General features: G+C 24.5%; 9 protein-coding genes. All 9 read left to right on the forward strand.

The genetic code is table 11. The features are described from left to right. Positions 1 to 3: 3 nt before the first annotated feature. The 9 genes from AB8B22_RS00190 to galU all read left to right on the forward strand — a co-directional run bounded on the left by AB8B22_RS00190 (position 4) and on the right by galU (position 13,317). On the forward strand, positions 4 to 1,230 hold the full coding sequence (locus tag AB8B22_RS00190) for an FkbM family methyltransferase (protein WP_369711115.1): 1,227 nt from the start codon (positions 4 to 6) through the stop codon (positions 1,228 to 1,230). A 17-nt stretch (positions 1,231 to 1,247) separates the two neighbouring features. Beyond that, on the forward strand, positions 1,248 to 3,788 hold the full coding sequence (locus AB8B22_RS00195) for a glycosyltransferase family 4 protein (protein ID WP_369711116.1): 2,541 nt from the start codon (positions 1,248 to 1,250) through the stop codon (positions 3,786 to 3,788). Between the two features lie 16 nt (positions 3,789 to 3,804). After that, positions 3,805 to 4,983 carry a glycosyltransferase gene (locus AB8B22_RS00200; protein ID WP_369711117.1) on the forward strand — a complete coding sequence of 393 codons (1,179 nt, stop codon included), beginning with the start codon at positions 3,805 to 3,807 and terminating at the stop codon, positions 4,981 to 4,983. A gap of 23 nt (positions 4,984 to 5,006) precedes the next feature. After that, on the forward strand, positions 5,007 to 7,127 hold the full coding sequence (locus AB8B22_RS00205) for a hypothetical protein (protein ID WP_369711118.1): 2,121 nt from the start codon (positions 5,007 to 5,009) through the stop codon (positions 7,125 to 7,127). Positions 7,128 to 7,140: 13 nt separating this feature from the next. Next, entirely contained in the window at positions 7,141 to 7,959 is an 819-nt protein-coding gene (locus tag AB8B22_RS00210; RefSeq protein WP_369711119.1) for a glycosyltransferase family 2 protein, read from the forward strand. A 6-nt stretch (positions 7,960 to 7,965) separates the two neighbouring features. Further along, on the forward strand, positions 7,966 to 8,850 hold the full coding sequence (locus tag AB8B22_RS00215) for a Gfo/Idh/MocA family protein (RefSeq protein WP_369711120.1): 885 nt from the start codon (positions 7,966 to 7,968) through the stop codon (positions 8,848 to 8,850). A 12-nt stretch (positions 8,851 to 8,862) separates the two neighbouring features. Beyond that, on the forward strand, positions 8,863 to 10,986 hold the full coding sequence (locus AB8B22_RS00220; protein ID WP_369711121.1) for a hypothetical protein: 2,124 nt from the start codon (positions 8,863 to 8,865) through the stop codon (positions 10,984 to 10,986). Between the two features lie 234 nt (positions 10,987 to 11,220). Further along, positions 11,221 to 12,345, forward strand: a complete 1,125-nt coding sequence (locus tag AB8B22_RS00225) for an FAD-dependent oxidoreductase (RefSeq protein ID WP_369711122.1) — start codon at positions 11,221 to 11,223, stop codon at positions 12,343 to 12,345. A gap of 60 nt (positions 12,346 to 12,405) precedes the next feature. Continuing rightward, positions 12,406 to 13,317 (forward strand): UTP--glucose-1-phosphate uridylyltransferase GalU, encoded by a 912-nt coding sequence (gene galU / locus AB8B22_RS00230; RefSeq protein WP_369711123.1) that lies wholly within the window; start codon positions 12,406 to 12,408, stop codon positions 13,315 to 13,317. Positions 13,318 to 13,344: the final 27 nt, after the last annotated feature.

Here is a 13,344-nt window from a genome sequence, read left to right on the forward strand (position 1 = left end):
TATATGGAAAGAAGAGAAATATCAAATATTTTAAAAACGAAATATGAAGAAAATTTAGAGAAATATAAATATAATTTTAGTGAACAAACTTTTCATGAAATAAGTTCGAAATTATTTGAAAGTTCAAAACATTTTGTTTCAACTTTTGATTATGATTTTGGTAAAGGAAGGACACCGCTTCAAAAAGTAAAAAATTTTATAAAAAGAGCTATTAGAAAGTCAACAAGATTTATGTTACAACCTTATGCAGAAAAAATGTATAGATTTCAAGAATTAAATGGTGAAATAACAGGTTCACTTACAGAGTATGCTAAATATAGCAATAATATATTAAAATATTCAAAAAGAGAAATAGAGAATTCAAAAAGAGAAATAGAGAATTCAAAAAGAGAAATAGAGAATTCAAAAAGAGAAATAGAGAATTCAAAAAGAGAAATAGAGAATTCAAAAAGAGAAATAGTAGCAATAAATGAAGAAATGGGAAATAAATTTACAGATACTCATAATCACTTAGCAAATTTTGAAAATACTTTATGGAATATAATAAAAGAAAAAGATAAAGTTCAAGAAGAACTTTCTAAATACGAAAGTTATTCACAAGCAGGAGAAGATAAAATTATTGAGTTCATATTGTCTTATTTAGGAGAAAAAAATGTAGGGCTTTCATATTTGGATATTGGATGTAACGATTATAAAAGCTTAAGTAATTCTTATGCGTTATACAAAAAAGGAGTAAGAGGTGTTTTAATAGATGCCAATCCAATTTATATTGATGAAATAAAAATGTACAGACCAGAAGATATTGTTTTAAATTGTGGAATTGGAGCTAAAAATTCAGAAAAAATGAAATTTTATATACTTAATACACCAGGATTAGATTCTTTTGATTTAGAGTCTATAAAAGAAGCTCAACGTCAAACTCCTTGGATTGAAATTGTTGATGAGATTGAAGTACCAGTTTATACATTAGATGAAATATATGAAAAATATTTTGCTAGTGTTCCTACAATTGTTTCATTAGATGTTGAAGGTTTAGAGATGGATATATTGAAATCTACGAATTTTGAGAAATATAGACCATATATTTTTATTATAGAAACAATAGAATATCGTGAAAAAATATCTGTGACAAAGAAAAGAAATGATATTATAAATTTAATGTTTGAGAATGATTATATAGAGTATGCTTTTACTGGAGTTAATTCTATATTTATAGATAAAAGAAGATAATAGAAAGGAGTTTTAAAGTGAACATAGGAATTGATTTAAAGCCCTTTTTTTCTGGTTCAAAATACAGAGGAATAGGAATGTATTCTAGAGAACTTATTTCTGAAATTTTAAAAAATGGGAAAGATATGAAATATCACTTTCTAAATTTATATGGGGATTATCTTGGAGATCCTGTTATAAATCAACACAGCTTTTTGTATCAGTATTATACGGGGCCTAAAATTATAGATGTAGGGGAAAAACAACTTTTTGATAATGATTTAACAGAAGAAATTATAGAAAAATCAGTAAAACACTTTTTAGAACAGAGTAAAATAGATATAATGTTATTTACTAGCCCAAATGAATATGGAAATTTTTATAAAGCAGAATGGTTTAAGAATGTGTACACTGTAGGGATTTTATACGATTTAATACCTATGATTTTTCCAGAACAATGTTTATTTGATCCAGTTTATAAAGATAATTATGAAAAATCAATTGAATTTATAAAAAAATTAGATCTATTATTAGCGATTTCTGAGTCTGCTAAGAATGATGCTGTCAGACTTTTGGGGATAGATGAGGAAAAAATAGTTGTAATACATGCTGGAATTAACCAGGAATTTAAAAAATTGGAGAAAATAGAATTCAAAAAAATAAAGGAAAAATTTAATATAAAGAAACCTTTTATCTTATTTGCTGGAGGAATTGATTTTAAAAAGAATATAGAGGGATTAATAGAAGCATATTCTTTATTACCATTGGACTTAAGAAATAAATATCAACTTGTAGTAACTGGAAAAATGGCAGAACAGACAAAAAAACATTTTATAAAAGTATCTGAAAAATACAGAGTTGAAAATGAAATTTGTTATACAGGTTATGTTTCAAATGAAGATTTAATACAATTATATAATATGACAGAATTACTAGTATTTCCATCTCTTTATGAAGGATTTGGATTACCAGTGCTTGAGGCAATGGCGTGTGGTACGAGAGTAGTAACTTCTGATAATTCAAGTTTAGTAGAAATTGCAAAAAATCATGCTACTTTGGTAGATGTAAAATCTCCAAAAAAAATTATGAAAGGGATAAAATATGTATTTGATAATCCAGTTCAGACTTTAGATATTGCAAAAAATTCAATTGAGTATGCAAAAAGTTATACTTGGAAAAAAGTTACAATTAAGACTTTAAATGCAATAGAAACAAAATTTAATAGAAAAAAGAGTAATAAAGATAATTATGAAAGATTAGTTATTACAGAAAAAATGTTAGAAAATATTTCGTTACTTTTTGCTAAAAATAAACTTTCATTTGATGAAAAAGAAATTCAGAAGATAACAGATACTTTAATAATATTACAGGATAACAAAAATGATAATGTAATACAAGGAAATAAGAGAATACTTTATGATATGACAGTTGTTCATGAATGGCTGAAAAATAAATATAGTACTGGAATAGGAAGGGTTTGTAAAAAATTATTTGATTCGATGAGAGAAAAGTGTATTGTGCTACCAGTTGTTGTAAGTCAAGATTCTGATGAAAAAACACAATTTGAACTAATATCAATGGATGATTATACAAAAACTAAAGAAAAAGTAATATTAATGGAAAATGATATTTTTTTTATGCCTGAATTCCAAATTAGAGGATTACAGGTTCCGAATGAACATCCATATGCAAACAGATTAAGGGAGAAGGGAATAAATTGTTATGCAGTAATATACGATATACTACCGTTACAGTTTCCTGAATATTTTGAAAATAAAACAAGTCATGATTTTAAAAAATATATAGATGAATTATTAAATAATTATACAGGAATTTTAACGGACTCAAAAACTGTTGCAAATGATGTTATAGAATATTATGAAAAAAAATGTTCAGGTAAAATAAAAGAAGATTTAAAAATAGGATATTTTCATTTAGGACAAGATACTTTTAAAGAAAATAAAAATTTAGAAATTGGATATGAGTTATCTCAGTTTATGGGAGATGATAGAAATATTTATCTGATGGTTGGTACAATTGAACCTAGAAAAGGACACAAGCTAGTTTACAATACATTTAAAAAGATGTGGGAAAATGATTTTGAAGGGAAATTATGTATAATAGGCCATGTAGGATGGAAAATGGAAGAATTTGTTGAAGAGATAAAAAAGTCCAAGGAATTTAAAAATAAGCTCTTATTTATTGAAGGTGCTTCAGATTCAGAGCTCGCTTTTGCATATAAAAATTCAGATGTTTTAATCCAAGCTTCAGCAGGTGAAGGATTTGGTTTACCGTTAATTGAAGCAGGATACTATGAATTACCAATAATTTGTTCTGATATACCTGTTTTTCATGAAATTTCTAATGAAAATGCTATTTTCTTTAATAGAAATGAAGAAGATTTAGAAAATAAAATTCGATTTTTTGAAGAAAATAGAAATACAGATAAAGTACCTAAATCTAAAAATATAAAGTCTTTAACTTGGAATGAAGTATCTGATAAAGTTTATTCCATGATAGTAAAAAATGAAAATTGGTATGCAAATATAAGAAAAGACGGAATTATTGAAAAATATTAAACGAGGAGATGTTATAATGAATAATAAAAAAATATTAGTAGTATATCCTCATAATTTTTTACAAGGATTACATGGGACTAATATGAATATATATCAATTATTAAAAATATTTAAAGAAATAAATTATGATGTAGATGTATTTGCATACGAAGGTTTCACTCCTGATTCAAACTTTTCTAATTTTAATGAACAAAATAGTGAAGGATTAGTTAATAAATTATACCTATATGATTTTGGAAAAAGTAAAAAAAATTCTAGATTATCAATTGTTAGAAAAATAAAAAATAAAATAAAATTTAAAAATGAAAATCATTTACAAGATTGGACTAATCAGGAAATACAAGATTTTTTTGATAAAGTTACTTATGAGAATAAATATGATATTGTTATTATAACTTATTCTTATTTAGCTAATTTAATTATAAAAACTAAAAATAGAGTAAATTATAAAAAAATTTATTACATGATAGATAGTATGTTTCTACAACAGTATTTATGGGATAAGAAAGTTAATAAGAAATTAACTTTAGGAAAATTAATGGATGAAGAGTTAGAAAGATTAAAGAATTTTGATGAATTTCTTTGTGTTTCGAATGATGAAAAAATTTTTTATGAAAAATTATTGGAAAAGAAAATGTATTTTATTCCACATTTTTCAAATAATAAAAGATATGCTTTAAATTTATCAAATGAGAAAAAATGGGATATATTTTTTATAGGTTTTAACAATCCTTTTAATGTAGAAGGACTAAATTGGTTTTTAGAAGAAGTTTATTCTTATCTTGATAAGAATTTGAAAATTTTATTAGTTGGATCAGCTACAAATAATATAAACAGATCATATTCTAATGTAGATATAATTCAATATGTACCTGATTTAGAGGAAGTATTTGAAAATATTAAAGTATCAATATGTCCAATGTTTAGAGGAACTGGAATAAAGATAAAAGTAGTTGAATCTATGGAGAAAGGAATTCCGGTTGTTTGTACTGAAAGAGGAGTAGATGGATTACCAGATAAAACGGAGTGTGGATGTCTTGTCACAGAAGATCCAAAGGAATTTGCCGAATATATAAATAAATTAGTTAAAGATAAATATTTTTATGATGAAACTTCTGAAAAAATAAAAAAATATTATGATAAAATTTTTGATAGGGAAAAGTATAAAAATAAAATAAGTGATATATTATTTTAAAAAAAGAGAGGAAGAAAAAGGTTATGAAATCTATACATACTAAAATAAAAGATTGTATAGGAATTATATTAATATTTTTAGTATTTAACTTTATCATTTCTTTAAATGTAAAAATATTAGCCATAAATCCTGATGAAATTAATGTTTTGGCAATTCCAGCTAAAATTTCTGGGAATCAATGGTATTTAGCAAGTAAATTATATTACGGTTGGGGAGGAGCAATATTTTATTATCCTTTATTTGCATTAATTAAAAATCCTATTACAATCTATAGAGGTATAATTCTTGTAAATTCGATATTATTATCTTTTATACCATGTATTTCATATATAATACTAGAAGATTTTTTTGAAATTTATAATAGAAAAATAAAATTGTTAATTAGTTTTTTTCTTGGAATATATCCAGGCACTTTTTCTATGGCTCAATATGGTTGGAATGAAACATGGATTAGATTAATAACTTGGATTATATTATTTATATTATTAAAATTAATTTATGAAGAAAAAAATAGAAAAATAAAAAGTTTTTTATTAGGAGTATTGTTGGCTTATAGTTATACTATACATGGTAGAATGATAGTTCTAATTCCAGTTATAATTATTATATATCTATATTTTTTTATATCTAAAAAAAGAAGTATTTTAAGTATTTCTTTTTATTTAATCGGATTTTTATTGACATTTTTTATTGATAAGATTATAAAAGGAAAGTTACAAGTATGGTTTTTTGTTAGTCAAAAAGGTTCACTTATAAATACTTTTTCAGACACAGTAAATAATAGGTTAAATGTTATAACAGATGTAAATACAATAATGTCAATACTAAGAGCTATATTTTCATATTTGTTTTATATTAATATTACGAGTTTTGGAATTTTTGCTTTAGCTTTGGTATTGTTAATTAAATTATGGAAAGAAAATAACACTCAAAATCTAAAATATACTATAGTAGGAATATTTTCTGTAATAGGGATTATATTTTCGTCAATTATCGGAGCTCTTTTTTTTGCGAAGGATTTTACAGGTACAGATAATTTTTACATTTATGGAAGATATACAGATCATTTTACTTCAGTGATTATACTATTTATTATTGTGTTGATTATAAAGAAAAAAATAGATATGAGTAATATATATCAAGCTATTACAATTACATTAGTTCATAGTGTTTTCTTTTTATTAATAGAAAGTAATGATGTTAATTCTAAAATGGTAGATGTAAATATAACAACTTTAATGTCATTTTCTCCTAATTATGTATTTGATACTCCTGAAAAGTTTTATATGGTTATTTTATTGCTGGTTATAATAGCAGTATATATGTTATTTATATTAAATACTAAAATATATTTAGCTTTGATAATGGGTATATCAATTTATGCAATTTGTGATATTAATTTAGGATACAGAAGAATAGAAAAATCAGATAAAACATTTGAAGTAATAGAAAATAAATATCAATTATTGCAAATGATAAAAGAATCTAAGAAAGAAAAAATATCTTTAAATTTTATAACAGATGGACAAATTCCACCAGCAATATATCTTATGATTTTAAATGGGTATAATGTAAATTATACAGAAGAATTTGTAGAGCAAAACATTTTTTCGGACAGAGAAGAATTAAGTTTAGTAAGTGAAAGTAAGGAATCATTTATGCTTGATAATAATATTTATAAATTAGATATAAAAAATAATAAGAATAATAAATTTGATTTATATTATAAAGGAGATGAATTAAAGAATATTTTAGAAAATAAGAAGGTGAAAGCTAAAAAACATAATACTTATGTTATTCCTTTAAATAATATATTTACAACAAGTGATTCTAAAGAATTAAATAATGGAATTGTAAAATCTCACAGTATAATGTATGGTCCGTATATAGAATTAAGACCTAATCATTATCAAATTATTATAAAAGGAGAAAATTTAGATAAAGATACAGTATCCTTATATATAACATATAAAAATAAAAAGAATAAAAAAATTGCAATGGGTTATAAAGTTATAAAAAAGGAAGTTAATCAATTTATTGGTGAAATTGAAGTAAATGATTTTATTCAGGATTTTGAAACTATTATAGAAAATAACTCTAATGAAGATGTTAATATAAAATCTATGACGATAATTGTTAAATAGAAAGAGGTAAAGTATGCAAAAAGAATACATGGAAATAAAAGATAAAAGAATAATATTACCTAAACATGAACTTTATAGAATAACAGAGAAAAAAAATAAATATTTAATATGTATACCAGTATTAAATGAAGGAAAAAAATTTATAAATCAATTAAAAAAAATGAAAGAATTAAGAGTAAATGCAGTAGCTGATATTATTATATGTGATGGAGGAAGCACAGACGGGAGTGCAGATATAGAAATGCTTAAAAAATATGGGATTTCAGCGCTTGTAATAAGAAAATCACCTGGGCATATGAGTGATCAGCTTATGTTAGGTTATTACTATGCATTGGAAAATGGATACAAAGGAACAATAACAATTGATGGGAATGGAAAAGATGGAATTGATGGAATTTTTAAAATGGCTGAAGCACTAGATAAAGGTTATTCGTTGATACAAGGATCACGTTATGTTAAGGGAGGGATGGCTATAAATACTCCTAAGTTAAGAGAAGTGGCAATAAAGTTAATTCATGTTCCAGTAGTAAATACATTATCTGGATTTAAATATACTGATACAACTAATGGATTTAGGGCGCACAATATAGAAGTATTTAAAGATAAAAGAATACAGCCGTTTAGATATGGCACATTTCCTACTTATGCTCTTATTCATTATCTTACAGTAAAAATTCCGCAATTAGGTTATAAAGTTACAGAAGTTCCGGTTCTTAGACAGTATCCAGCTAAAGGAAAAATTCCAACTAAAATTAGTCCTATAAAAGGGAATATTGATTTAATAAAAATTTTATGGAAAATGTTTAGAAAAGAATATGATCCAAAGGAGTAAAAAATAATGAAATGTGTATTGATAGGTTATGGATATTGGGGAAAAATATTAGAAAGATATATAAAAGAAAGTAGTTTTTTTAAATTATCAGGTATTTATGATCCGTTATTAGAAGATAAACTGGAAATGACAGAAATATTAACAGATAAATCGATAGAATGTGCTTTTGTGTGTAACCCTATTGATGAACATTATTCAACTGTAAAATTATTACTTGAACACGGAAAACATGTTTTTTGTGAAAAACCGTTGTCTAAGAAGTTAGAAGAATCAATGGAACTTTTAAATCTAGCAAAAAAAAATAATCTGACATTATTTACAGATTATATATATACAGTTTCTCCTTCAATAAATGAAATCAAAAAAAAGATATCAGTTTTAGGAAAAGTGTTATATTGTGAAGGTAACATCAAACAATTTGGGAAATTTTATCAGAATGATAATGTATTTGAGGTTTTAGGTGTACATATGCTCTCAGCTATATCATATATATTTGATTCAGAAATAAAGATTACTAATATTATATCTAAAAAGAAAAATTTTCAGGGAATAGTTGAAATTGGATCATTAGAATTTAAAATAGAAGAAATAAAAGGTATAATCAATTGTAGTTTATTAGAAGAAAAAAAGGAAAGGAAAATAATCTTTATATGTGAATATGGAAACATAATTTTTGATATGTTAGGCATTCCGACGGTATCTATTGTAAAACATAAAGAATCAGAAAATGGTTATAATAATAAAATAATAGAAAGCAAAGTATATGATGAAAAAAATAATATATGTATTTCATTGAAGAGTTTTGAAGAACATATAAATAATAAAAGTAGTAATGATATTGTAACTTTAAATGTTGCTAAAGCAGTTGAATTTATTAAAAATTTGACATAAGAAAGGATTGAAATGTTAAAAAAAATATCAATAACTGAAAAACAACTCAAAATATATGGAATTATTTTGTTTATAATTAGCACAGGGATTTATTTTTTACTAAGTAATCATATTAAAGTATTATATGTTTATTACGATGAGTTAAGATATTATGGTTTTGCACGAAATTTTGCTAACGGAAAAGGATTATTTCTTTATAATATTCCTTATACAGATCAAAAAATTTTATACGATATATTTCTTATTCCAGCATTTTGGATTTCTGATAAATTTAGACAATTATCAGCAATAGCATTAATAAATTCTATTCTAGTTACTTCTGGTATTTTTCCAATTTATATATTAGGGAAAAGGATAATAAAGAATAATTTTAATCTTTTATTATGTTTAATATTGTATTGTTTTTTTTCTGATTTAAATTTTTCGCAAACCTTTATGAGCGAGAATCTATTTATTCCTTTAGCTTTATGGGGCATAGTTTTATATGATGGATTATTTTATAAAACTAAAAATAAATTTTATAGTATATCAGTAGGAATATTTACTTATGCTTTATATATGACTAAAGAAATTAGTATTGTTTTTTTAATAGCTTGGTTATTAATTATACTTATAAAAATGATAAATAATGGAATAAAAAATTCTAAAGAAGAAATTATACAATTTTCAATAATAACTATAACATTTGGAATATTATTCTTTTTAGTACAAAATACGATTTTCAAGGGAATGGAAAATACATATGGAAGCCAAATTCAAAATGTTTTTGCTGTAAAAGGAGGAATTAGGTATGTTTTATATGCTTGCTTCATATATTTTGCAAATATAATGATTTCAATTTTATTTGTACCGATTATTATTCCAATATTGAATTATAATTCATTGAATGATAAGCAAAAAAATTTATTTTATCTTTTAGTTTTTTTAGCTATATCTAGTATAGGTATAGTAACTTATACTTGGTCTTTTATAGAAAATTTTGGAGATGAAATTCCAAGAACACATTTAAGATATTTCGGTTATTTATACATACCATTTATTGTATTATTTTATAGTATTATTGAAAAAAAAGAAGAAAAATGTAAAAATATAAAAAAAAATCTATTTCATATAGTAATTGTCTTAATTTTAGTCATTTTAACTATAATTTTCTTTAAATCTCCTAAAAATGATAGTGGTCTAGATCATTCTGTTTTAAATTGGGTTTATGTTATTGCTTATAATAAAATTAATTTTATAAAATGTGCTATGATTATATTTTTAACTACAGTAATTATAGTATTTTACAGAAATAACAGTAAGAGTAATTTAATAATAGGAATGCTTTTCTTTATTATATTTTTAGGATTAGAAATTGTAAACAGTAGAGAAATTATTAATGTCAATAATAGAACACATATATCTAAAAGTCAAGCATTAGAAGTGATAGAAATAAATAAATACATAAATAAAAATTTAGATAAAAATTTTTTAATTATAAACGAATCTCTTAACGATTATCAAAGAATACTAGATACTTATATGTATGCACCAAATGTCTATGCAGTTTATGAAGCATCATATGTTGGAGAACAAGAAAATAATGGTGTAGATTTATCTAAAAAACAACTGAAATCATTAATAAATAATGTGCCATACTATAATTTGTCAAAAATTGATTATATTATCTATCCAAATAAATTAAGTAAAAAGTTTAAACAAAAAAATATAGAATATGTAACAAAATTAGATTTTGGAACTTTTAGTGTATTAAAACTTAAAAATAATAAATTGTTGCCTAAATTAACAGAAAGTTTATTAGGCTTACAATTTTATGGTGATGGTGCATTTTGGGAAAAAGGTACAGTTAAAATTCCTACTAATGGAGTTTTATATGGACCATATATTGATTTACCGATAGGAAAGTATAGGGTTGAGTTCACATGTGAATTTCCTAAAGGAGCTATAGGAGAATTCAGTGTGTTAAAAGAAGCAGAAGTGCCCAATAATTATATAACAAGTATTTCAAGTAATGAAAAGACAGTAGTTATAGAATTTGAATTAAAAGAAAAAGCTCATAAAGTTGAATTCACAGTACGGAATAGAAATAAATTTTCTTTTGCTGTTGAAGATATACAGTTGCATAGAATAGAATAATAACTAGAAATGATGATTTGTATTTTAATATTTTACAAAATAAAATACAGAGAAATTACTAGCAAAAATTTTTTCAATTAGTATTATTGGTATTAGAGAGTATGAGAGTATGTAAGTAAATTTTAACAATTATGATTGATTCAAATTTTTAATATGGGAGTAGTTGTACTTAATTATATTTTTTCAAAATTTTTTATTTTTAATAAAAAATAGAAAAAAGAAAAAGGAGAAAAAATGGAACAAATTTATGACAAAATTATAATAGGAGCAGGAATATATGGTATGTATGCTGCAAAACGAAGTTTAGAAAAAAATCCTAATGAAAAAATATTGATAATAGAAGTAGAAAAAGAGCCATTCAATAGAGGTTCTTATATAAATCAAGCTAGGCTGCATAATGGTTATCACTACCCAAGGTCTTATTCTACAGCATCAAAATCAGAAAAATATTTTAATAGATTTTATAATGATTTCAAAGAAGGTATCAATGATAAATTTGAAAAAGTTTATGCAGTAGCATCTGACTATAGTTGGGCAAATGGAGAACAATTTCAGAAATTTTGTGATAATTTAAATGTAAGATGTGATGAAATTCCTAAAGGGAAATTCTTTAATGAAAACACTATTGATAAGGCATTCTTGACACAGGAATATTCATTTGATGCTAAGATAATTGGGAAAATGCTGTATAAAGAATTAGTAAGATCAGGATGTAATTTTAAATTTGAAACGAAGATAGTAGAAATAAAGAAAGAAGAGAAAGAATATGTATTTAAAACTTCAAATGGGGAAATATATTCGGCACCGTTTGTTTTAAATGCAACCTATGCGGGAATCAATATAATCCATGATTTATTAGGATTTGAATATTTACCAATAAAATATGAATTTTGTGAAGTAATTTTGTGTGAAGTTTCAGATAATATTAAAAATGTTGGATTGACAGTTATGGATGGGCCTTTTTTCTCATTGATGCCATTTGGTTTAACAGGTTATCATTCTATAACAACTGTTTCAAGAACACCACATTTTACAAATTATGAAAATTTACCACCATACGATTGTTGTGGAGATGTAAAAAAGCAAAAACATCCTGAACATTCAAAAGGTTGTATTCATTGCGGAATTTTTCCAGAAACAGCATTTGAAGAAATGGTTCAAATTGCAAAAAAATATTTAAATGAAGATATAGAAATAAAATATGTTAAATCATTATTTACTATAAAACCTATTTTAGTTGCTTCTGAGATAGATGATTCAAGACCGACAATTATAAAACAATATTCTCAAAATCCGGATTTTTATACGATATTTTCTGGAAAAATAAATACGATGTACGATTTAGATGAAATTTTATAGAAAAGTAAACAATAAAGTCTTAGATTTATATAATATTATTTAAATAAAAAAGGAGATTTTATGAAAAGAATAAGAAAGGCAGTGATACCTGCGGCAGGATTAGGGACAAGAGTATTACCGGCAACGAAAGCTCAACCAAAGGAAATGTTAGTTATTGTAGATAAGCCAGCATTACAATATTTGGTGGAAGAGTTGATTATTTCTGGAATAGAAGAAATTCTTATTGTTACAGGAAGAAATAAGAGTTCGATTGAAAATCATTTTGATTATTCCTTTGAGTTGGAAAAAACGTTAGAAGAAAAAGGGAAATTAGAATTACTGAAAGTAGTAGATAATATTTCAAAATTGGCGAATATTTATTATGTAAGACAGAAAAAACCATTAGGATTGGGACATGCAATTGGATGTGCGGAAGCTTTTGTAGGGGATGAACCATTTGTAGTAGTATTAGGAGATGATGTCATTTACACTGACGAGAGCAAAGGAGAGAAACCAGCTGCAAAACAATTAATTGATAAATATGTTAAATTAAATGGTGGAAATATTTTGGGAGTGCAAGAGGTACCAGAAAAAGATGTAGATAAATATGGGATTGTGAAACCTTTAAGAAAAATTGATGAAAGAACGGTTGAGGTGGGGAATTTTGTAGAAAAACCGTCACTGGAAGAAGCGCCTAGTAGATTAGCGGCATTAGGGAGATATGTATTGGAACCAGAAATTTTTGAATATTTGAGAAATACGAAACCAGGAAAAGGTGGAGAAATTCAAATAACGGATGCGATTTTGAATATGAAAAATGATGGAGGGAAATTGTATGCGTATAATTACGATGGGTTGAGATATGATACTGGAAATAAATTTGGAATGTTTGTAGCGAATGTGGAATTTGGGTTAAGACATTCTGAATTAAAAGATAAGGCAAAAAAATATTTAAAAGAATTGATAAAAAAGCTGGATCAAAAATTACAATAAATATTACAGGTTAAATTTAGTGATGTG

The sequence above is a fragment of the Leptotrichia rugosa genome (assembly GCF_041200005.1).
GTDB lineage: Bacteria > Fusobacteriota > Fusobacteriia > Fusobacteriales > Leptotrichiaceae > Leptotrichia > Leptotrichia rugosa.